The 19,460-nt window shown below is 44.6% G+C and carries 21 protein-coding genes; 10 read left to right on the plus strand and 11 right to left on the minus strand.

All coding sequences use genetic code 11. The features are described from left to right. Positions 1 to 2: 2 nt before the first annotated feature. The 4 genes from ACZ1GZ_RS14845 to ACZ1GZ_RS14860 form a co-directional block, all read right to left on the minus strand. Positions 3 to 698, minus strand: a complete 696-nt coding sequence (locus ACZ1GZ_RS14845) for a type 1 glutamine amidotransferase (protein ID WP_472665667.1) — start codon at positions 696 to 698, stop codon at positions 3 to 5. Positions 699 to 707: 9 nt separating this feature from the next. After that, on the minus strand, positions 708 to 2,189 hold the full coding sequence (locus tag ACZ1GZ_RS14850) for an AMP nucleosidase (RefSeq protein WP_472665668.1): 1,482 nt from the start codon (positions 2,187 to 2,189) through the stop codon (positions 708 to 710). An 82-nt stretch (positions 2,190 to 2,271) separates the two neighbouring features. Then, entirely contained in the window at positions 2,272 to 2,418 is a 147-nt protein-coding gene (locus ACZ1GZ_RS14855) for a hypothetical protein (RefSeq protein WP_472665669.1), read from the minus strand. Between the two features lie 21 nt (positions 2,419 to 2,439). Then, positions 2,440 to 2,625 carry a hypothetical protein gene (locus tag ACZ1GZ_RS14860; RefSeq protein ID WP_472665670.1) on the minus strand — a complete coding sequence of 62 codons (186 nt, stop codon included), beginning with the start codon at positions 2,623 to 2,625 and terminating at the stop codon, positions 2,440 to 2,442. A gap of 618 nt (positions 2,626 to 3,243) precedes the next feature. Between ACZ1GZ_RS14860 and ACZ1GZ_RS14865 the strand changes: the two genes are divergently transcribed. Continuing rightward, complete coding sequence (locus ACZ1GZ_RS14865; protein ID WP_472665671.1) at positions 3,244 to 3,510, plus strand: sel1 repeat family protein; 267 nt, start codon at positions 3,244 to 3,246, stop codon at positions 3,508 to 3,510. Positions 3,511 to 3,574: 64 nt separating this feature from the next. Here the strand turns inward: ACZ1GZ_RS14865 and ACZ1GZ_RS14870 are convergent, their stop codons facing one another. Then, positions 3,575 to 4,687, minus strand: coding sequence for a pyridoxal phosphate-dependent aminotransferase (locus ACZ1GZ_RS14870; protein ID WP_472665672.1), 1,113 nt, complete (start codon positions 4,685 to 4,687; stop codon positions 3,575 to 3,577). 99 nt (positions 4,688 to 4,786) lie between these two features. Here ACZ1GZ_RS14870 and ACZ1GZ_RS14875 point away from each other — a divergent pair, with 99 nt between their 5' ends. From ACZ1GZ_RS14875 to ACZ1GZ_RS14885, 3 genes are all read left to right on the plus strand, one after another. Beyond that, positions 4,787 to 5,743, plus strand: coding sequence for an AEC family transporter (locus tag ACZ1GZ_RS14875; protein WP_472665673.1), 957 nt, complete (start codon positions 4,787 to 4,789; stop codon positions 5,741 to 5,743). A gap of 15 nt (positions 5,744 to 5,758) precedes the next feature. Continuing rightward, the gene (locus ACZ1GZ_RS14880; protein WP_472665674.1) at positions 5,759 to 6,640 is read left to right on the plus strand and encodes an alpha/beta fold hydrolase; all 882 of its coding nucleotides are present in this window, start codon (positions 5,759 to 5,761) and stop codon (positions 6,638 to 6,640) included. 92 nt (positions 6,641 to 6,732) lie between these two features. Continuing rightward, complete coding sequence (locus ACZ1GZ_RS14885) at positions 6,733 to 7,326, plus strand: acyltransferase (RefSeq protein WP_472665675.1); 594 nt, start codon at positions 6,733 to 6,735, stop codon at positions 7,324 to 7,326. A gap of 71 nt (positions 7,327 to 7,397) precedes the next feature. On the opposite strand, the gene ACZ1GZ_RS14890 is transcribed toward ACZ1GZ_RS14885, so the two are convergent. Continuing rightward, a complete protein-coding gene (locus ACZ1GZ_RS14890; RefSeq protein WP_472665676.1) occupies positions 7,398 to 9,044 on the minus strand; it encodes an electron transfer flavoprotein-ubiquinone oxidoreductase in 1,647 nt (548 codons plus the stop codon). A gap of 288 nt (positions 9,045 to 9,332) precedes the next feature. On the opposite strand from ACZ1GZ_RS14890, the gene ACZ1GZ_RS14895 reads away from it, so the two are divergent. From ACZ1GZ_RS14895 to ACZ1GZ_RS14920, 6 genes are read left to right on the plus strand one after another with little or no spacing between them, the layout of a single operon-like run. Beyond that, a complete protein-coding gene (locus ACZ1GZ_RS14895; RefSeq protein ID WP_472665677.1) occupies positions 9,333 to 9,611 on the plus strand; it encodes an acyl carrier protein in 279 nt (92 codons plus the stop codon). 29 nt (positions 9,612 to 9,640) lie between these two features. Further along, complete coding sequence (locus ACZ1GZ_RS14900) at positions 9,641 to 10,129, plus strand: 3-hydroxyacyl-ACP dehydratase FabZ family protein (protein ID WP_472665678.1); 489 nt, start codon at positions 9,641 to 9,643, stop codon at positions 10,127 to 10,129. Between the two features lie 23 nt (positions 10,130 to 10,152). Beyond that, the gene (locus ACZ1GZ_RS14905; protein WP_472665679.1) at positions 10,153 to 11,352 is read left to right on the plus strand and encodes a beta-ketoacyl-ACP synthase; all 1,200 of its coding nucleotides are present in this window, start codon (positions 10,153 to 10,155) and stop codon (positions 11,350 to 11,352) included. A 28-nt stretch (positions 11,353 to 11,380) separates the two neighbouring features. Beyond that, positions 11,381 to 12,667, plus strand: coding sequence for a beta-ketoacyl-ACP synthase (locus ACZ1GZ_RS14910; RefSeq protein ID WP_472665680.1), 1,287 nt, complete (start codon positions 11,381 to 11,383; stop codon positions 12,665 to 12,667). A 54-nt stretch (positions 12,668 to 12,721) separates the two neighbouring features. Beyond that, positions 12,722 to 13,747 carry a zinc-binding dehydrogenase gene (locus tag ACZ1GZ_RS14915; protein ID WP_472665681.1) on the plus strand — a complete coding sequence of 342 codons (1,026 nt, stop codon included), beginning with the start codon at positions 12,722 to 12,724 and terminating at the stop codon, positions 13,745 to 13,747. A gap of 22 nt (positions 13,748 to 13,769) precedes the next feature. After that, the gene (locus ACZ1GZ_RS14920; protein ID WP_472665682.1) at positions 13,770 to 14,711 is read left to right on the plus strand and encodes a lipid A biosynthesis lauroyl acyltransferase; all 942 of its coding nucleotides are present in this window, start codon (positions 13,770 to 13,772) and stop codon (positions 14,709 to 14,711) included. A gap of 61 nt (positions 14,712 to 14,772) precedes the next feature. Here the strand turns inward: ACZ1GZ_RS14920 and ACZ1GZ_RS14925 are convergent, their stop codons facing one another. The 5 genes from ACZ1GZ_RS14925 to cobA all read right to left on the minus strand — a co-directional run bounded on the left by ACZ1GZ_RS14925 (position 14,773) and on the right by cobA (position 19,417). After that, the gene (locus tag ACZ1GZ_RS14925) at positions 14,773 to 15,198 is read right to left on the minus strand and encodes a L,D-transpeptidase (RefSeq protein ID WP_472665683.1); all 426 of its coding nucleotides are present in this window, start codon (positions 15,196 to 15,198) and stop codon (positions 14,773 to 14,775) included. A gap of 97 nt (positions 15,199 to 15,295) precedes the next feature. Continuing rightward, positions 15,296 to 16,270, minus strand: a complete 975-nt coding sequence (gene cbiB, locus ACZ1GZ_RS14930) for an adenosylcobinamide-phosphate synthase CbiB (protein WP_472665684.1) — start codon at positions 16,268 to 16,270, stop codon at positions 15,296 to 15,298. Next, positions 16,270 to 17,259 (minus strand): threonine-phosphate decarboxylase, encoded by a 990-nt coding sequence (locus tag ACZ1GZ_RS14935; RefSeq protein ID WP_472665685.1) that lies wholly within the window; start codon positions 17,257 to 17,259, stop codon positions 16,270 to 16,272. Before ACZ1GZ_RS14935 ends, cbiB begins: the two co-directional genes overlap by 1 nt. A gap of 2 nt (positions 17,260 to 17,261) precedes the next feature. Beyond that, positions 17,262 to 18,557 (minus strand): cobyrinate a,c-diamide synthase, encoded by a 1,296-nt coding sequence (locus ACZ1GZ_RS14940; RefSeq protein ID WP_472665686.1) that lies wholly within the window; start codon positions 18,555 to 18,557, stop codon positions 17,262 to 17,264. Continuing rightward, a complete protein-coding gene (cobA, locus tag ACZ1GZ_RS14945) occupies positions 18,557 to 19,417 on the minus strand; it encodes a uroporphyrinogen-III C-methyltransferase (protein ID WP_472665687.1) in 861 nt (286 codons plus the stop codon). The genes ACZ1GZ_RS14940 and cobA overlap by 1 nt, the downstream gene beginning before the upstream one ends. Positions 19,418 to 19,460 lie beyond the last annotated feature (43 nt).

A 19,460-nucleotide genomic window follows, 5' to 3' on the forward strand; every position in this document is an offset into this window, starting at 1 on the left:
GTCTAAGCCAATTCTAGTTCCGGTGATAAAACCGATAATAGCATCTTCGTTGCAACATCAACGTCTATATTATCAGACAAGCTGTCATAGGCTTCGGACAGTTGTTCATCAGAAAGTAAGTTCTTTCCCTTTGCATCCAACAGATCTTTCATAAACTCAGCGTCCATTTCAGGGTGTGGCTGCACTGACATACCTTTTTTCCCGTAGGATAGCCCAGCATATTTGCAAAAGTCTGAACTTAAAAAAGTTGTACTTCCTTCAGGTGGTAGAACAACCTGATCCTGATGAAAAGCATTTAAGGTAACTGTATTGCCATCACTAGATTGATAATCTACCTGACCAACACTCCAGCCCTTAGAGAACTTTTCAACTTTTCCACCCAAAGCCTGCGCCATGAGCTGATGTCCAAAACAGATACCAATGACGGGTATAGAGCGATCAAAACAGTCTCGAACCAATTGCTCTAAAGGCGCAATCCAATCATGATCTTCATAAACACCAAGAGGCGATCCTGTAATTACATACCCATCGCACACGTCAACTTTTTGGGGAAACTCATTAATATTGACCCGGAAAGTTTCAAATGAGAGCTGGTTACCGGCAAACAGCTTTTGAAACAAAGCGCTGTGGGAATGGTGTTTTTGTGCGACACTTTCCAGATGATCGCCACATTGAAGAATTCCAATTTTAGTCGACATTTCTAAACCCTATTGAAATGCAGTCTCTGTAAAGCTTCGAAGCTTACGTGAGTGGAGGCGCGCCGGTGGCATTGCAGACAATAATTCCATTGTGCGGATACCAATTCTTAAATGCTGATCAACCTGTGTACGGTAAAAATCAGATGCCATTCCCGGCAATTTCAACTCACCGTGAAGCGGCTTATCAGAAACACATAGCAACGTGCCATATGGAACCCTAAAACGAAAACCGTTTGCTGCAATGGTCGCTGATTCCATATCAAGTGCCACAGCACGCGATTGCGATAATCTTTGCACCGGCCCGCGTTGATCACGTAATTCCCAGTTTCGATTATCAATGGTCGCAACAGTACCGGTTCGCATAATCCGTTTAAGATCATAACCGTCATAACCTGTGACTTCAGCCACAGCATCTTGGAGAGCCACCTGCACCTCTGCAAGTGCTGGAATTGGCACCCAAACAGGCAAATCGGCATCAAGTACATGATCTTCACGTACATATGCATGCGCCAATACATAGTCCCCAAGACTTTGACTGTTACGCAATCCTGCGCAATGGCCCAACATCAACCATACATGTGGTCGTAACACGGCAACATGGTCGGTGATGGTTTTTGCATTTGAAGGTCCAACACCAATATTGACCATGGTTATGCCCGCATGACCCGGCTTTTTGAGGTGATAGGCCGGCATTTGCGGTGTTTTCTTCAAGACATTTTCACCCGCGACCTCGCCCGCTTTAGTGATAATGTTCCCTGGTTCAACGAAACTTTCGTATCCGCCACCACCTTCTGCCATCAGCTTCTTGGCATATTCACTAAACTCATCAATGTAAAACTGATAGTTCGTGAATAAAACAAAGTTCTGATAATGATCTGGATCTGTCGCCGTATAATGCGATAACCGCGCGAGTGAATAGTCCACGCGTTGCGCTGTAAAAGGAGCCAATGGGCGTGTTTCGCCGGGCGCGACTTCCAATGTTCCATTTACAATAGAATCATCAGTTATGGATAAATCAGGGGTATCAAAATAATCACGCAGAGATAATTTAAAATCCGGACCCAAATTTGCGTTCACACTTGTTTCGCTCGTAATCGCAAAGTGAAGCGGAATTGGCGTCTCTGATTCGCCAATTACAAAAACCGCGTCATGATTTTCGCCTATGAAGCTCAGCTGCTCGATAAGATAAGATCTAAACAGTTTTGGATTGGTTATGGTGGCGCTATAAACCCCCGGCGATGAGAAATGCCCAAATGATAATCTTGAATCAATATGTTCAAAAGAATGGCAGGAGATACATATCTCAGGGTAATAAGCTCGGTAAAATTTTTTGACCTTGGGATCAAATGCCTCGAAGGATTGCTGTAAAAATTCAACATTCCGTTGGTAAATTGCCGTCAGCGTGTCAACCGCCTCGGTTGCGCTATTATACTCGCAAGCTTCAATTGGCTCGGGAGTTGTGAAATTGTTTGTTTTTATATGATTGTCCATGAGATGTTATAACCAAAGTTCTTTGACAGTGGAATAACTGTTTTTGACGTAAACATCATTTTTTCATCTCACATGTGGAGATTTAGCCACGCTGTAGACTGTTCAGCAATACCAAACCAACCGCATTTGCCTCATCGCCAAATGTACGTTCTTGATTGACTTTCATTGCACATAGCGGTCCTGCAAGAACAAATGCGAAAATTGAAACTCTTAAAATTGCTGAAATCATTGTCTTAAACCTAACTACGCTTTATTTCTGTGTGGATGTGTTTTGAACGCCGCAAACTGTTTCATTGCCAGTTGTGCAAATGAAAAGGTCGCCCGTTAGGTATGGATTATTGGCGGCTTTGTTTTTGTGGACAGCACCTGCCAACACAAATGCAAAAATCATCAAAACCAAACTAATGATTGAAAATCGTCTCGCCAAAATGGTCATTTTATCATCCTTACTCAATTTCGTGAGGAGTGATCCCCTCAACTCTATGAGCACAAATTTCCATAATGGAACTGAACCTATTCTGAGACCCCCGTTCATATTCGGTTCAAATAGGTAAACAACTCTGTTTTTAGGGGCTAAAGTGGGCAAATGCAGCGCTTTTCGTGCGCTGATTTAGAACCAATTTTAATAAAACTCGAATTTGTCTTCGTGCAACTTGGTTACCCAAAGGTTGATATTTAAATCTGAATCAAGGGTTAAAATCGGCCTGAATCGCCACAGAATCAGGCTTGTTGATGTTTAACAAAATCTCAAATTTACCATTCGTTTTTGTTTTGTTTATTTCATATTAATCATGGAATTTAACAGCATTTTCAAAACATTGCGGCATTCTAACAACCATCAAACAAGCGCTGAATAACAGTGCGACAAAGAACGAAAAGTTCGAACAACAGGCGAAAAGCTCCTCAAGAGCTAACAGGGATAAACCCACTCAAAGAAGTGGGGCTTAATAAGCCCAAAAGGGCACAACAATAATAAGCCGAAAATCGGCACTTACCCTTTGCGGGGGACAAGCAAACAAAGACCAAAATGGTCAACATGACAGGGATTATTAAAATGGCACGTTTTGAAATTACAGATATGAACAACCCAATGATTGCAGGCGAAGTCCGCGCTGATATTTTGTGCGACATGGGCCTTATGTATGCAACAGGCAGAGATTGCGCTGTTGATATGATCGCAGCTCATAAATGGCTTAATATTGCTGCGATCAAAGGATCTGAGCGCGCAGCTGCTTTACGCGCAGAATTGACAAGCACAATGTCAAAATCTGAAATCGCCAAAGCTCTACGTGAAGCTCGCGAATGGATGACAATGCACTAAGCATTAAAATACATCTATAAAAATGCCCTTGCTGACATCTTTTCCTCCCAGATGAACGCAAGGGTTATTTTTGTTTGGAGATAATGTCTTTGAACACCTTTTCAAAAAGGTCAATTTCACTATCCGGACCAACACTCACGCGAATACACCGATCAAGCGGCGCAACGCCTGGCATACGTACAAAAATGCCACTCGCCATAAGCTCACTTAAGATAGACCGCGCATAATCACCATCTCGGCCACAATCAATCGTCACAAAATTTGTTGCAGATGCAATAGGCTTTAGTCCGCAATCAAGCGCAATGTTAGAGATCCTTTGGCGTGATGCATCAATTAAATCAAGAACATGCGAGAGCCATTGGTCATCTTTAATCGCTGCAACCGCTGCTTTTTGCGACAATCGTGACATACCAAAATGGTTGCGAACACGATCAAACATTAAGATCGTGTCTGGGTGTCCGATCGCATATCCAACCCGCAATCCAGCCAAACCATACACCTTGGAAAAAGTACGCATTCGCAAAACGTTCGGCATCTCTAAAAAAGTGTTCATAGCAGGCAGCGCATCTTTTGGCGCCATCTCGCCATATGCCTCATCCAGAACCAACATGGTGGTATCAGGAAGTGCTTTTGCAAAATCAGTAATTTCATCGCCCGACCACCAGGTTCCCATAGGGTTATCGGGGTTTGCCAAATACACTAAGGACGCTTCGGTTTCCTGCACCTTGTTCAACAGCGCACTTAAATCCTCACGATCATCCTTATAAGGGACGGCATGAAGTTGCCCCCCATGGCCATTCACGTGAAAATTAAACGTCGGATACGCGCCAATCGACGTTACAACAGATGTGCCCGGTTCAACAATCATCCGTGCGACCAGGCCCAACAACCCATCAATCCCCTCACCCACAGCAATCGTATTAAAATCAATAGCTAATTTGTCACAGATTGCGTTTTTAAGGTCAAAACTTTCTGGATCTCCGTAACGCCAAGATAAATGAGCCTCTTGTTCAATAATCTCCTGAACACGGGGGGAAAAGCCAAACCCATTTTCATTGGCCCCAAGGCGTGATTTAAACAACTGACCGCTTGCGCGTTCTGATGTTTCAGGACCAACAAAAGGCACACTTGCCGGTAAAGACTGAACCAGCGGTGTAAAACTTTTAAATCCTGTCATAATGATCGCCTTTCTGTGATTTGTCAGAATTATCCATTTGCGCTTTCAATGGCAAGGATTTAACTTTGGGGTCTATCCCCCAATAACAAAGTTCACCACATGCCCCCTTATATCGAAACAATTCTATACATCTTTTCTCTCATTGGTTTGGGATATATTGCCGTTGCAACAAAATATCTAAAACCTGAAATTGGTGATGGGCTAACGAGCTTCATCTACAATGTTGGCGTACCATTATTGTTGTTTAAAAACATTTTGAACGCAGATTTCGGCACGGGTGAAGTATTGATAATTTGGGCGGTTTATTTCAGCGCAGGTATTGTTGTTTGGACTTCATCACATCTGGTGGTGCAATTTGTCTTTGGCAGAGATACGCGTGCTGGTGTAGTTGCCGGTGTGACAGGTGCATTTTCAAACTGCGTATTGGTTGGAATACCTTTCATTACAGGGGTTTATGGTGAGGAAGGGGTTGCCATTCTATCGAAGATTTTGACCATCCATTTGCCTGTTATGCTTGCTGCCACAATCATTCAATTTGAATGGGCCAGCCGTAAAGACGGTGCTGTTGAAACCGAATTGAATATGCTCAGCGTCTTGCAAAAATTCTTAAAGCAATTGCTGTCAAATCCACTCGTCTTGGGCATTCTTGCAGGTTTTTTTGTAAAAATGCTGTCACTCAGCCCTCCCCCACTTGCTGATAGATTAATAGAAAACATCAGCGCAACAGTTGGTCCATTGGCACTTTTTGCCGTTGGCATGGCAACACGGCGCTATGGAGTTTCAGGTCAAATCCCTCCTGCCTTGGTGCTCGTCTCATTTAAACTCATGCTCATGCCGGCAATAGTTTTGGGACTATCACTTACGTTCGGAGTTCCTGAATTTACAACAAGGGTGCTTGTTTCAATCGCTGCGCTACCCGTTGGAATTAATTCATGGGTTGTTGCGCAACAATTTGGCACCGGACAAAGGCTCGCGGCAACATCGATCACGATCGGCACAGCAACAGCCGTCCTATCAACGGGACTATGGCTGTTAATCTGTGATCTCATTTTTTAACGGGAGAAATATGTCATGATAAAAGGGTTTGAGCACAAAACCATAAAAGCATGTAATCTTGATCTTGCAACATGGATTGCTGGCAGTGGAACACCTATTTTATTTCTTCATGGCTATCCGCAATCATCTTATATGTGGCGTTACATTGCACCAGAACTTGCTAAAACACATCAGGTGATCATGGCGGATCTACCCGGTTACGGGGAAAGCCAAGGTCCCGAACCGGACGCGGCAAATTATGCCTATAGCAAACGCAATCTAGCAAAAATTCTTGTCGAACTCATGTCAGAGCTTGGACATGAGAAGTTTCATGTATTGGGCCATGATCGTGGCGCACGCGTTGGTTTTCGGATGTGCTTGGATTACCCCGATAAAGTAACAGCGTATTGCGCGCTTGATATCGTACCAACCTTGTCTGTGTGGGATAATATGGATTGGAAGAACGCAATGGGCACCTATCATTGGCCATTTTTAGCGCAACCAGCTCCCATGCCCGAAACTTTAATTGGGGCTGAGCCTGATCATTATATGGACCACATTTTTGCGCGTTGGGCAGATGATCAATCTCAGCTTTCACAGGAAGCCGTTGAAATATACAAAACGCAATTCAAATCCAACAATGTGATCGCCGCATCTTGTGCTGACTATCGATCAGGTGCCACGACAGATGTTGATCATGACAGAGAAAATCAGCAAAAGGGCACAAAAATCCAATGCCCGGTTTTGGTCATTTACGGCAGTGGGTTTTTGAAGAATATGGCTGATGCACCGCGTAAAGAATGGGAGCCTTGGGCTGATAATCTTCAAGACTTACAGCTATCTTGCGGGCATTTTGTTGCCGAAGAAGCGCCTGATCAATGCACTCCCACGATTTTAGATTTCTTTAAGCATAATTGAATGCAAAATCGCAAAATATGAAAACAATTAAGACGTCTGGTGTCTAATGGGAACATGAACTCAGTTTCAGCTTATCATTAGGAGACATCTCTATGACTGGACGTAAATTATTTCAAATTCTCAAGCCGCTGATTACGGTATTGAATGCGATATTTGCCGTTCTGCCGCGTTTTTTATTCAAAATGACTTGGCCACTTTTGGAGCTTATGCCGTGGAAACTTGGAATTTTCATGCGCTATTTATGGGCAAAACGCCTTGCAAAATCGTGTGGTGAAAATGTGCTTTTCGAAACGGGTGTTCGCATAACCTATTGGGAAGAAATCGAGCTTGGTGACAATGTAGCTATTTTTGAAACCTGCTATCTAGACGGTAAAGGCGGCATCAAAATCGGCGACAATGTTTCAATTGCACACCAAACATCACTGATTAGTTTCGATTTTGATATTGATAACGCAGATGGCCCGCTGAAATATGCACCTATTCGCAAAAAACAAATCACGATTGGTGAAGACGCATTGATCTTTTCAGGCGTCAGAATCTTAGCTGGGGCGAATTTGGCACCAAAAACTGTTGTAGCTGCCAATGCTGTTGTTAAAGAAGGTGAGTATGATTCTGGCGTTTATGCTGGAATGCCGGCTAAAAAGAAACGCTCATTTGAAAAAACAATTGATGCGAAAGCGGCATAGGCAAAAATCAACAAATCAAACAAAAAAAGTTGTGGGGCGAACCCCACAACATTGAAATAAATCCATGCATCTTACATGTTTGGATACATTGGCCCCTCGCCGCCCTGCGGCACAGTCCAGTTAATGTTCTGATTAGGGTCCTTAATATCACATGTCTTACAGTGCACGCAGTTTTGCGAGTTAATCACGAAGTTCTGCTGACCTTCATCTTCAACCCATTCGTATACTCCTGCAGGGCAATATCTGTTGGAAGGCCCTGCAAAAACGTCTAACTCAGAAGACTTTTGCAAATCAGCATCAGCCAATTTCAGATGCACTGGCTGATCTTCATCATGGTTGGTGCTGGATAAAAATACCGAAGACAAGCGATCAAAACTCACCTCACCATCAGGCTTAGGATATTCAATCACCTTATGCTGACTTGCCGGTTCCAGGCATGCATGATCTGGCTTTCCGTGCTTCATGGTGCCAAATGGCGACCATTTAACCAGCGTATTAAGCCACATATCCAAACCACCAAGACCAATACCAAGGATTGTGCCAAACTTGGACCAGAGTGGTTTTACATTGCGAACCTTTTTAAGGTCCTCACCGATTTGCGAACCACGCCACTCATTTTCATATTCAATGATTTCGTCCTGCTCACGACCTTCTGAAAGTGCGCTAGCCACTTTCTCAGCGGCCAACATGCCTGATAGCATTGCGTTATGTGAGCCTTTAATACGAGGCACGTTCACAAATCCAGCTGAACAACCGATCAAAGCACCACCTGGGAAAGTAAGTTTTGGCACAGATTGGTAACCACCTTCAGTGATCGCACGTGCGCCATAAGACAAACGCTTACCACCCTCAAATGTAGGTTTGATTGTTGGATGCGTTTTAAATCTTTGGAACTCTTCAAATGGAGACAGATATGGGTTTTTGTAATTCAGGTGAATAACAAAACCAACAGCAACCATATTATCTTCAAGGTGATACAAGAACGTACCGCCACCAGTTTTCATATCGAGCGGCCACCCAAATGAGTGCTGCACCAATCCTTGCTTATGATTTTCAGGCTTAACTTCCCAAAGCTCTTTGATGCCAATGCCAAATTTCTGTGGTTCGCGATCTGCGCTTAAGTCAAACTTATTGATGATCTGTTTGGCAAGCGATCCGCGCACACCTTCCCCGATCAATACATATTTGCCTAATAGTTCCATGCCAGGCTCGTGATTTGGACCAGGCTTTCCATCTTTACCAATACCCATATCGCCCGTTGCGACGCCGATAACAGCACCATCATCGTTGTAAAGTACTTCAGCTGCAGCAAATCCTGGATAAACCTCAACGCCGAGCGCCTCAGCCTTTTCACCCAACCAGCGACACACATTGCCGAGCGAAACAATATAATTGCCGTGATTGTTCATCAAAGGTGGCATCGCAAAATTTGGCAAGCGCAACGAGCCCGCAGGCCCTAATACAAGGAAATGGTCGTCTTTAACTTCCGTTTTAAAAGGGTGATCACTTTCTTCACGCCAACCCGGCAAAAGCTTATCAACTCCGATCGGATCAACCACTGCACCTGACAGAATATGAGCGCCAACTTCAGCACCCTTTTCCAGAACTACAACAGACAGGTTTTCATCTAGTTGTTTAAGTCGAATTGCAGCAGAAAGGCCCGCTGGCCCAGCACCAACGATAACGACGTCAAATTCCATGCTTTCGCGCTCAGACATAATACTACCCTTATTTCTCTGGCATTAGAGCCAGTTATATCTCTCATGACACATAATTTATATTCACGTGCGTAATATCCCCGCAAATTGTTCATAGTACCACCACAATTAAATGTAAAAGCCAATTTGCATTCGAGCAGGATTTTCTGCGGTTTTTTTCATTTTAAAATGGCATATAAACCGGAGAAATTGTTCAATATTTCTACTTAGTGCAATTAATCATTGGCTTTTTGTCCGTAGTTCACTATAGCTTCGCGACAAATACGAAAATACATGAGGTTCCATTCCGTGTCTGAGACGTTTAACAAAGTTGCAGAAATTATTGCTGAAACCAGCGAGATCGACCTAGAAACAATCACTCCTGACAGTAATACTGTTGATGATCTGGGTATTGATAGCTTGGACTTTTTGGATATCGTTTTTGCTATTGATAAAGAATTTGGCATCAAAGTTCCACTTGAGCAGTGGACTCAGGAAATCAATGACGGCAAAGCCGACGCTGATGATTATTTCATTTTGAAAAATCTATGCGGCAAAATCGATGAGCTTAGAGCTGCAAAAGACTAAATTGACACGGTTGCTTCAGGTCTAACACGATGCTTTTAGAATATTTTCAAATGCTCGATCACGTCAAAAGCATCGACTTTGCGGATCAAAGCATTGTGGTGGAATCTGTTGTTCCAGAAAAAAGCCCTATATTTGAAGGGCACTTCCCCGGCATGCCATTAATGCCGGGTGTACTTTTAATTGAGAGCATGGCTCAGGCATCTGGTATCTTATATATGGCTCTGTCAGAATTTAAGGTCATGCCATTTTTGATGTCCGTTGACACAGCCAAAATGCGCCAATTTGTAAATCCGTCCGAAACGCTCTCTATCAATTCCAAGATTGAGCACGAAGGATCGGGTTTTGTTGTTTCAAAATGCTCCATCTCAGTTGATGGTAAGCGCGTTTGCAACAGCCAGCTCAAATTTGCCACACGTTCATTTGACGAGGTGCCAACTCTTGAGCATATTATGGAGCTAGCGGAGAGAGTTAGCCTGCAAGATGCGATCGATACATATAAAGCCGGCGCGCAATCTTAAAATTCACATATAGGGAAACCTTGATGAATACGAAAAGCAAGAATGATGTTGTCATCACGGGCATAGGGCTCGTGACTTCTTTAGGTGTTGGGGTTGCAGCGCATGAAGATCTTCTTAATGGCTCAGGATCTATTACCCCTGTGGTGAATGATCAAATCATTCCGCCTTATCCTTTGCACACCATGCCTGAGATTGATTGGAACGATCAAATCCCGCGTCGGGGCGATCAGCGCCAAATGGGTGACTGGCAAAAGTTGGGCGTTTATGCTGCAGGACTAGCGCTTGATGATGCAGGCTTTAAAGACGATGCGGAAGGCTGCTCGACGATGGACATGATTGTCTGTGGTGGCGGTGGCGAAAGGGATTCAGATGTTGATACGACAATTATCGAAGAATCACGCAATCGAAACGATAAAGATGTGCTGCTTAACGAAAAGCTCCGCACAGAAGTACGTCCGACACTGTTTTTATCACAATTGTCCAACCTGATGGCCGGTAACATTTCAATTGTTCACAAGGTTACAGGCTCCTCTCGCACATTTATGGGTGAAGAAGGCTCAGGCGTTTCTGCTATTGAAACCGCCGTTGCACGTATCCAGGCTGGTTCATCGACCCATTGCTTGGTCGGTGGTGCATTTATTGCTGAGCGCGAAGACTATCTTTACGTCATTGAAGCGATCAATGCTCTAGAAACATCGCCTGCGCGCCCTATTTGGCAGCGCAATGACAACCGCGGCATCGTTTTTGGCACAGCGGGTGTTTTCTTAATTTTAGAATCGAAAGAACATGCACTTGCCCGAGGGGCAAAAATCTATGTAAACGTTGATGGCGTATTAGGCGACGCTGGTTCACGCGATGAAGCTTCATTTGCTAAGCGCATGTCAAAGCTCAACAGTGATCTTAACATTACGGATGATGCGGATACGCTCATCTTATCGGGCACAAGCGGCCGCAGCCAAGCAATGCAATTTGAAAAAGAATATCTCAACGCGCATCATAGCAAAGGCACAATCCGAACAACCAGCGCCGTATTTGGTCATGCATTAGAAGCACAATTTCCATTAGGGCTCGCTCTTGGAGCGATTGCACTTAAAAATGGATCACCGCTCGCACCATTTTCCGAAGATCTAGATGCACCTATGACGAACAGTATAACCAAAGCAGTTGTGACGAGCGTCGGCCATCACAGATCTGAAGGTTTAGCTGCATTGTCAAAGACTTAAGCGAAAAGTGTAAGGTAAGGAAATCAACATGACATCACCTGCATTTAGAGATCACTTAGGCCGCCCCATCGTCGTGGTGACCGGAATGGGCGTCGTCTCATCACTTGGCGAGGGTTTAGAGGAAAACTGGAACAAATTGAGCTCTGGTATTTCCGGTATCCATAAAATTGAACGTTTTGCGACCAATGAACTATCAACGCTCATTTGCGGAAGTGTTGATTTCATTGGTGCCGAAGCAAATTCAATTGTCGACCGCACTTACGTTTTGGCAGAAAACACAACAGTTGAAGCTCTTGCCGATGCAGGTATTAATGGCGAGTTTAATGGTCCTTTGTTTCTGGCAGCACCACCTGCTGAACCTGATTGGGAAGACCGCTTTGAACTTGCAAAAGAATTAAGACCGGACCAAACAGAAGGGTCAGTCTACAGAAAATTCTTAGATATTCTTCACGATAAGCCTAAGCGCTCGTTTTTTGAATCATCGCAGTTTGGTATGGTCTCAGAACGTTTGGCTGATAAATTTGGCACACGTGGATTACCTGTGACACTATCAACCGCATGCGCGTCTGGTGCGACAGCCATCCAGCTTGGTGTTGAAGCCATTCAGCAAGGTCGAACCGATCGTGCGCTTTCTGTTGCAACAGATGGCTCAGTGAACGCAGAACAAGTTATTCGCTTTTCACTTCTATCAGCCCTTTCAACACAAAATGATCCGCCCGAAAAAGCATCTAAACCATTCTCGAAAGACCGAGATGGATTTGTTATCGCAGAAGGCGCGGCAACATTGGTATTGGAATCACTCGAAGCCGCAACAGCTCGCGGCGCCAAAATTCATGGTGTTATACAAGGCTGCGGTGAAAAAGCTGACCATTTCCACAGAACACGTTCGTCACCTGACGCAGCGCCTGCAATGGCTGCTATTCATGCAGCGTTGGACGATGCGGGCATCAAACCTGAGGACATCGGCTACATTAACGCCCATGGCACATCCACACCTGAAAACGACAAGATGGAATATTTAGCGCTTCATAATGTATTTGGCGATAATCTAAATAATATCCCAGTCTCATCAAATAAGTCGATGATCGGCCACACTTTAACTGCGGCCGGCGCAGTGGAAGCTATTTTCTCTGTGATGACGATAAAAACCGGCACGCTTCCACCGACAATCAACTATGATAATCCTGATCCGGCGATTGAGTTGGATGTGGTTCCAAATGTCAAACGGGAGATGCAGGTTAATTCAATCCTATCCAACTCGTTTGGATTTGGTGGACAAAATGCTTGTCTTGTCATATCAGCTACCCCTACATAAATAAAACTTAGCAAACTCTAATTGCTAAAGAACAAAACAATACAAGGATAGTCGATGCGCGCGCTGCAATTGGTCGAAGACCGCAAACTTGAGATCACAGACATCGATGAACCGGGCGCTCCGGGTGTTGGTGAAGTTAAACTCTCTATCAAAGCAGTTGCTCTAAACCACATTGATGTTTGGGGTTGGCGCGGCATGGCATTTGCAAAACGTAAAATGCCGCTGGTTATTGGTGCGGAAGCTTCCGGTGTTGTCGAAGAAGTCGGCCCAGGAACCGCAGGCCTCGTACCAGGACAGCTTGTTTCAATTTATGGTGCCCGCGTGTGCGGTGTTTGCAAAAACTGTCAGGAAGGTCGTGATAACCTTTGTACAGAAGTCGGTGGTGTGCATGGCTTCCACTTGGATGGCTTTGCCCGCGAACGCGTTAACTACCCTGCCCGACTTGTAGTGCCAGCACCGCCAAATGTTGATGCGATTGGCGCAGCACTTGCGCCTGTAACATTCGGCACGGTTGAACATATGTTGTTTGATAATGCCAAACTGCAACCGGGCGAATGGATTCTCATTCATGCAGGTGGCTCTGGCATTGGAACAGCTGCCATCCAGCTAGCAAAAAAGATGGGCTGTACTGTTATCACAACTGTCGGCTCTGACGATAAGATTGAAAAAGCAAAAGCATTAGGCGCGGATTACGTCATCAATTACCGCGAAGACCGTTTTGAAGGTCGCGTTCGTAAGATCACCAAGAAACAAGGTGTTGATGTTGTATTTGAACATGTTGGCGCTGATACTTGGGCAGGCTCTATGTTCAGCCTTAAGAAAGGCGGCCGATTGGTCACTTGCGGCTCCACATCAGGCGTTTCAACACAAGTAAACCTTATGATGCTGTTCCAGCAGCAGCTCAAACTTTTAGGTTCCTTTGGGTGCCGCATGGAAAACATGAAAGATGCCATGTTGAAAATGTCCCAAGGCTTGGTAGAGCCTGTGATTGATACCGAAGTGGATATGGAAAACATCCACAAGGCCCTAGAACGTATGGAAGGCCGCAAAGTCTTCGGTAAAATCGTACTGAAATTCTGATCATCAACGCGTTGGATATTCATTGACCAAACTTGTCAGAAGATGTGTGGCTGAATTGAGGAAGTTCTTCAATAATGCCCGTGATTGGATTATCGCTCAGTTTATCCTGGCACTGCTTTTTGTCATAAGACTAATGCCAATGAACACCGCACTGAATGTGATCGGTTGGCTTGCCAAAATTGTTGGCCCCAAAACCAAGCGACATAGACTTGCGATGAAAAATCTTGAACTCGCATTTCCAGAGAAATCTATTGCTGAACGCGAAGAAATTGCAATGGAAATGTGGGTCAACATGGCTCGTTTAGCGGCTGAATACGTTTATCTTGATAAGATTTCCGTCTTTGATCCTGAATCAGATGAAAACAGCAACATCGAGGTTGTGGGTCAGGAGCAATTTATTGATCTTTGCGAAAACAAACGCCCTTTTATTGTATTTACGATTCACAGCGGAAATTTCGAACTACTTCCAATTATCTCACAACGCTTTAATTTGAGCGTGAGCGCATTATTTCGTCCACCTAACAACAAATATATCGCCGACAAGGTGCTCGCTGCTCGCGGTGAGCATATGAAAGACTTAGTTGCATCAACTGCAGGTGCTGCTTGGAACCTTGCCCGCAAGCTCGATAGCGGCGGTGGCGTTGGAATGCTTGTTGATCAAAAATTTTCAAAAGGTGATGAAACCAAGTTCTTCGGACATACGGTGAAGACAAACCCACTTCTGGCTAAACTTGCCCGCCAATATAAATGTGAAGTTTTCCCAGCCCGTTGCATCCGTTTACCAGGTGGACGCTTCAGATTAGAACTAGAGCCCGCTGTTGAGCTTCCGAAAGGCGATAATGGCGAGATTGATATCAATGCCACATCTCAAATGCTCAACGATAAAGTGGAACTATGGGTACGCGAATATCCCGGTCAATGGCAATGGTTCCATGACAGATGGAACATCAAGCACCTTATATAAAAAAGCCCCTGCCAAATATACACATTCGGCAAGGGCGGATTTTAAATTACATAATTTCTAATTAGTGCTTAATCACAACACGGGTATTTCTTAAGCCAGTGCGCTCCACAAGGTTATAAAACTTAGAAGCATTTTCCGGATGCAAACGGATGCAGCCATGCGAAGCTGGACGACCTAAACGAGAAATAGCGTCTGTGCCGTGAACAGCATATCCACCGTGGAAAAACACAGCATATGGCATTGGTGCGTTGTTATATTTGCGCGAACGATGATGCTTGGACAACCATTTTGCAGACCATTTGCCTGTCGGTGTGCTATACCCTTTACGGCCGCTCGAAATTTTCCAACGGTATTTTACCTTACCATTCTTTTTGACAACCATTGTCTGTGATGACAAATCAATACGTGCTTCCAAAGGTGCCGCAGCAGCTTGAGAAGCTGGTAAAATCATAAAAAATACTGCCAGTGCAGCTACTAAATTTCGCATGGCGAAACTCCCCAGTTTTCGAATAATCCAACAAATTGCGCTAAAATTAGCGTCTTAGTGGGGTTTTTACCAGTCTAAGCTTTATCTATGGTTAAGCCTACACGCTAACAGTAAGACAAATGGCGATAAATATCGCTTCAAGAATACACGAAACCCAAAACAATTTGCTCGCATCTTCAAGGTCAAAATGGCCAAGTTTCAACCGCCCAGTAGGGTTTAGATAAAGTTCGTGAGAGATGCTTTCACCATAAATTCGCGGTCCAGAGAGAACGATATTGAGCGCTCCAGCCATTGCTGTTTCAGGCCAACCCGCATTGGGAGATCTGTGAAGTGATGCATTGTTGAGCACTGAAAACACAGCATCTTTAAATGATTTAACACCTTTTAAGATCAATGCAGACAACGCAATTAACACAGCTGAAAGTCGGGCCGGCAACCAATTCGCCAAATCATCCAACTTTGCAGACGCCCATCCGAAATCCTCATATTTGATTGTTTTATGCCCGATCATACTGTCAGCTGTATTAAGCATTTTGTACATCAAAATACCCGGCAAACCCAAAAGCGCGTACCAAAATACCGGCGCAACAACCCCATCAGAAAAGTTCTCAGCAAGGCTTTCAATCGACGAGCGCGTTACATCAGACGCATCCATATGGTCAGTCTGCCGCCCTACAATCATACTTACAGCATATCGCGCACCTTCAATATCGCCTGATGACAAAGGAGCAATAATATTATTGATATGATCGGACATGCTTTTCTGCGCAATCAAAATTGCCACGACAACAATTTCTAATACAAAACCCGCCATGCCAAATAGCTGGAAAATTGTATTTGCCAGCAAACCTAAACCTAGCGCCAAAACTAAAATGAGAAAAAGTGCAAGCATGCCAAACTGTTTGCGCTTTCTGCGATTATCGCGGATACGATTTAGATGCTGATCTAGTTTCGAGATCACTTTACCAAAAAACACCACGGGATGCGGTAATTTTCGCCACATCCATTCTGGATCACCGACACACATGTCTAAGGCAATCGCAAGAACAAGGATCAATAAATGACTATCCATCATTGGTTCTTAAAGGACAAAACCGCTTGTTTAAAACGGAGATCCTCCTCCTGATTGCTGGTCAATCCGAGCCGTAGCCATTGCGGATTATAATCAAACTTTCTCGTCAGTATCTTCTCAACTAACAAATGTTCATGCAAGTTCTGCGCTTTTTCATGCTCAATCAGTAAAAAAAGTTTGGTTCCGCCAATTATTTTCAAACCCATTTCTAAAACAGCTTGATGAAACAAAGCATGGCGCTTTGAAATTTTCTCAAACAAATCTCGATGTATCTTGTTTTGGATGAGCACATGTTTAGCAACACTTATGCTAGGGCCTGAGACTGCCCAAGGCCCTTGTAAATGTGAAATCTGCTGCAAGATATCACTATGGGCAAACACAAACCCGATACGGGCACCCGCAAGGCCAAAAAACTTGCCAAATGATTTAAGCAAAATCAGATTATCGATTGGTTCGGCAGATAGCATTGAAGCGTTTTCACACACATCGCAAAACGCTTCATCAACCACAAGAAAGCCTTCACGCTGTTTGAGCGCATTGGCCAATGAGGATAGCTCATCTTGCGAATATAGCCTGCCATCGGGGTTGTTGGGATTTGCCAGGATAACTGAACGCACATCACCGATATCAACAATGCTATCAAGCGCGGTGTAACCTCTATTTTGTCGCGCAAATGCACCCGCATATTCGCCATATGTCGGACCAACAATACCGACATCACCATCAAGCAAATCAGGCAGATGGTTGATCAAAAACTGTGAACCTGACGTTACCAAACAATCCTGCTTTGATACGTAGTACGTCTTTGCAATTTCTGCCAATTCGCTGAGCGAGGCACGTTCGGGCAAACGATGCCATGATGACAAATCCAACTCGGGAACTGGTGCTAAAAATGGACTGATCCCAGTAGAGATATCAATCCAATCAGAACGTGATCCACCATAGGTCTGGATCGCGTTTACTAAGTTTCCCCCATGCTCAATCTGCATCGTCAATCCACCCGATCAATGATGTGCATATAAGAACCAGCAATATTATTTAACTGCGCACCAAAGGCGCCAAGATCCTTGCCCAGCGCGTCTTGAGCGGTAAACAACGGTGTTTTAGTTGTGTTTTTAACTTCAGTTGAATAGTGAAATTCATGGGCGTTTAGCTGCGTGACGCCTAAAAAGTCATTGATTAGTTCGAGTTTTCGATATCCCAGATTGCGTTTGCGCTCCGCAAAGCTCGTCTCTATTGGCAAAAGCCCCAACATCTTGTGTCGAACACCATCGGCATCAATCAGCCCTTCACCTAAGGTCATATAGCCACCGCATTCACCGTAAATTTTCACACCACGCCCAGCCGCATTCAGCATTTCATTTCGAAAATGATCCGCTTGTGAGATCGCATCTGCATGTAATTCAGGATAACCGCCGGGAAGAAAAACCGCATCACAATCATCATTTGGCCCCTCATCTGATAGTGGCGAAAAGAGGCTAATCTCAGCCCCCTGCTCTCGCCAACCTTCAATCAGATGTGGGTAAATAAAAGAAAATGCTAAGTCCTTGGCCACAGCAATACGTTGCCCAAGAGGCGGGATTTTCGCAACTGTTTCAGAACTTTTATGATGCACATCAGAAAGGCTATCAAGGATTTCGTCTACAGCAACGGTATCTTTAAGCTTACGAGCGGCATTTTCAATAAACTGATCCATCAAAGGATGTTCAAAGGCCTGTACCAAACCGAGATGCCGCTCAGGAAGTGCCAATCCGCTATCGCGCATCACCGCACCGAAAACCTTGATCCCGAGTGGTTCGATAGCTGCACGAAGCATATGTTCGTGGCGGGTGCTGCCAACCTTGTTCAAAATCACGCCCGCGATTTCAATATCGTCGCGAAATGATTTAAACCCATGGACAATTGCCGCCACAGAATGTGAGAGTTTTGCGCAGTCGATGACTAGTATTATCGGTAGGTTTAATAACTTGGCTAAATCAGCTGCAGAACCTGAACCATCAGCAGCGCCATCAAACAAACCCATCATCGCTTCAATGAGTAGAACCTCACCTTCTGATGTTGATGTAATTGCTTGATCCAAAAGTAGATTTTCGCGCATACCCCAAGGGTCGAAATTCACGCATTCTTTTGCCAAAGCCAATGTATGAAATTGCGGATCAATAAAATCAGGTCCAGCTTTGCCAGAACAGATTTTCACACCGCTGTTTCGCAAAAGTCGCAGCAAGCCTAGAGTAACGGTCGTCTTACCAGAGCCAGAAGATGGCGCTGCGATAATGAACCCCTTCATCAGGCAGTCTTACCCGATAAGGAGGAAATCGGATCAAGATTATTCAGCCCAAGCGGATCTGGAGATAAAACCTTCCCGGTCGCTGCACCGAGCCAATCCAGCCCTTCATGCAATCTGACAACCTCGCCAATAACGACGATTGCAGGCGGAGAAAGTTCAGATTTTTCAACATCTGCAACTGCACTGCCTAATGTGGTTATAAGAACTTTCTGATCTTGAGTTGTCGCATCACAAACAAACGCCATTGGTTCATCTTCTAAGCGTCCTGCACTCAGCAATTTTTGAACAATTGGTTCTATGTGCTTCATTGCCATATACATGACAATCACCGGCGAACCTTTAGCGACATTTTCCCAATCAATTGCATCAGGGACAATTCCACCTGCATCATGCCCCGTTAAAAACGTTACATTGTGGTTTGTGTCACGATGAGTGACCGGAATGCCCGCATAAGCAAGCCCGCCGATCCCCGCTGATACGCCCGGCACAATTCGAAAAGTCACGCCATGTTGGACCAAAGTGAGAGCTTCTTCTCCTCCGCGACCAAACACAAATGGATCACCGCCTTTAAGGCGCAACACCTTTTTACCTTGCTTTGAAAGCTCGACCAAACGCAAAGAAATGTCGCGTTGCTTGGCAGAAGGTTTACCGCCACGTTTACCGGCATATTCCATTAAAGCGCCGGGGCGCGCCAAGCTAAGGCAATCTTTATTGACCAGCGCATCATGCACAATCACGTCTGCTTGCGATAATGCATTGATGGCATGCAACGTCAAAAGCCCCGGATCACCGGGTCCAGCGCCCACGAGCCAAACCTCGCCAGCCTTCATTTTTGGTAATTGTTTTTGCCAGTCTTGCATATCGTTTAATTCAAGTTTGCTTTGCTGTTCATATTTGTCTCCA

Source organism: Lentilitoribacter sp. JB5-8 (assembly GCF_055693385.1).

Coding starts and splice junctions, on each gene's coding strand:
- ACZ1GZ_RS14865 (WP_472665671.1), top strand. CDS start 3,244: ATGGCACGTTTTGAAATTACAGATATGAACAACCCAATGATTGCAGGC.
- ACZ1GZ_RS14935 (WP_472665685.1), bottom strand. CDS start 17,259: ATGCAGATTGAGCATGGGGGAAACTTAGTAAACGCGATCCAGACCTAT.
- ACZ1GZ_RS14845 (WP_472665667.1), bottom strand. CDS start 698: ATGTCGACTAAAATTGGAATTCTTCAATGTGGCGATCATCTGGAAAGT.
- ACZ1GZ_RS14860 (WP_472665670.1), bottom strand. CDS start 2,625: ATGACCATTTTGGCGAGACGATTTTCAATCATTAGTTTGGTTTTGATG.
- ACZ1GZ_RS14905 (WP_472665679.1), top strand. CDS start 10,153: ATGAATACGAAAAGCAAGAATGATGTTGTCATCACGGGCATAGGGCTC.
- ACZ1GZ_RS14870 (WP_472665672.1), bottom strand. CDS start 4,687: ATGACAGGATTTAAAAGTTTTACACCGCTGGTTCAGTCTTTACCGGCA.
- ACZ1GZ_RS14855 (WP_472665669.1), bottom strand. CDS start 2,418: ATGATTTCAGCAATTTTAAGAGTTTCAATTTTCGCATTTGTTCTTGCA.
- ACZ1GZ_RS14900 (WP_472665678.1), top strand. CDS start 9,641: ATGCTTTTAGAATATTTTCAAATGCTCGATCACGTCAAAAGCATCGAC.
- cbiB (WP_472665684.1), bottom strand. CDS start 16,270: ATGGATAGTCATTTATTGATCCTTGTTCTTGCGATTGCCTTAGACATG.
- cobA (WP_472665687.1), bottom strand. CDS start 19,417: ATGCAAGACTGGCAAAAACAATTACCAAAAATGAAGGCTGGCGAGGTT.
- ACZ1GZ_RS14940 (WP_472665686.1), bottom strand. CDS start 18,557: ATGAAGGGGTTCATTATCGCAGCGCCATCTTCTGGCTCTGGTAAGACG.
- ACZ1GZ_RS14850 (WP_472665668.1), bottom strand. CDS start 2,189: ATGGACAATCATATAAAAACAAACAATTTCACAACTCCCGAGCCAATT.
- ACZ1GZ_RS14875 (WP_472665673.1), top strand. CDS start 4,787: ATGCCCCCTTATATCGAAACAATTCTATACATCTTTTCTCTCATTGGT.
- ACZ1GZ_RS14915 (WP_472665681.1), top strand. CDS start 12,722: ATGCGCGCGCTGCAATTGGTCGAAGACCGCAAACTTGAGATCACAGAC.
- ACZ1GZ_RS14885 (WP_472665675.1), top strand. CDS start 6,733: ATGACTGGACGTAAATTATTTCAAATTCTCAAGCCGCTGATTACGGTA.
- ACZ1GZ_RS14890 (WP_472665676.1), bottom strand. CDS start 9,044: ATGTCTGAGCGCGAAAGCATGGAATTTGACGTCGTTATCGTTGGTGCT.
- ACZ1GZ_RS14925 (WP_472665683.1), bottom strand. CDS start 15,198: ATGCGAAATTTAGTAGCTGCACTGGCAGTATTTTTTATGATTTTACCA.
- ACZ1GZ_RS14880 (WP_472665674.1), top strand. CDS start 5,759: ATGATAAAAGGGTTTGAGCACAAAACCATAAAAGCATGTAATCTTGAT.
- ACZ1GZ_RS14910 (WP_472665680.1), top strand. CDS start 11,381: ATGACATCACCTGCATTTAGAGATCACTTAGGCCGCCCCATCGTCGTG.